General features: G+C 72.5%; 1 protein-coding gene. It reads left to right on the forward strand.

Features of this window, described 5'->3' with window-relative positions; all coding sequences use genetic code 11:
- Positions 1 to 875, forward strand: an 875-nt coding sequence (locus tag KVT45_RS55020) for an FAD-dependent monooxygenase (RefSeq protein ID WP_217562644.1), incomplete at its 5' end; no start/stop codon positions are given.
- Positions 876 to 946: the final 71 nt, after the last annotated feature.

Here is a 946-nt window from a genome sequence, read left to right on the forward strand (position 1 = left end):
AGCCGCTGCTCACCGCCTGCCGGGAACACGACGGCGTCGAACTCCTCGCCGATACCGCGGTGCACAGTTACGAGCAGAACGCGGACGGCGTCACCGTGCGCACCGCCGACGGACCGACGTTCCGCGGCGCGGGGCTGATCGGCGCGGACGGCATCCGGTCCACGGTGCGCGCGGCGATGCTGGCGGACGGCGAACCGAGGGTGTCGGGGCACACGATCTACCGCTCGGTGATCCCGATCGAGAGGGTTCCGGAGGAACTGCGCTGGAACACGGTCACACTGTGGGCCGGGCCCAGGTGGCACTTCGAGCACTACATCATCGGCGGCGGCCAGTACCTCAACCTCGCGGCCACCCGCGGCCGCGGGGCGCCCGGGCCGGTGGCCGGGCGGGAGGCCGCACGGGCCCATGTGCTCGCCCAGTTCCCCGGCATCGGCGCCACGGCCCGCCGCCTGCTCGAACTCGGCGAGGGGTGGCGCGAGTGGGTGCTGTGCGACCGTGACCCGGCCAGGTCCTGGACCGACGGGCGCGTCGTCCTGGTCGGTGACGCCGCCCACCCCATGCTGCAGTACGCGGCTCAGGGCGCCTGCCAGGCGCTGGAGGACGCCGTGGTCCTCGGTGACCTGCTGGACAACACTGGCGCGGACGACGTCGTGCAGCGCCTGGAGAAGTTCGACGCGGTACGCCGCGATCGCGCGGGCCGTGCCCAGCTGATCGCCCGGCGCATGGGCAGCGAGCTGTACCACCCGGCGGGAGCGGCCGCCGAGGCACGCAATGCGATGCTCTCCGCGCTGACGCAGACGGAGATGTACGACAAGGTGTCCTGGCTGCACGGTGACCGTGAGTTCACCGACAGCGGTGCCGGGGGCACGCGTTGAGCAGGCTGCGTTGGCTGACCGCGGGGGAGTCCCATGGTCCCGCACTTGTCGCGACGCTGGAGGGCCTTCCC

Origin of the sequence: Streptomyces sp. GbtcB6 (genome assembly GCF_019091475.1) — a bacterium.
Taxonomy (GTDB): domain Bacteria; phylum Actinomycetota; class Actinomycetes; order Streptomycetales; family Streptomycetaceae; genus Streptomyces; species Streptomyces hyaluromycini.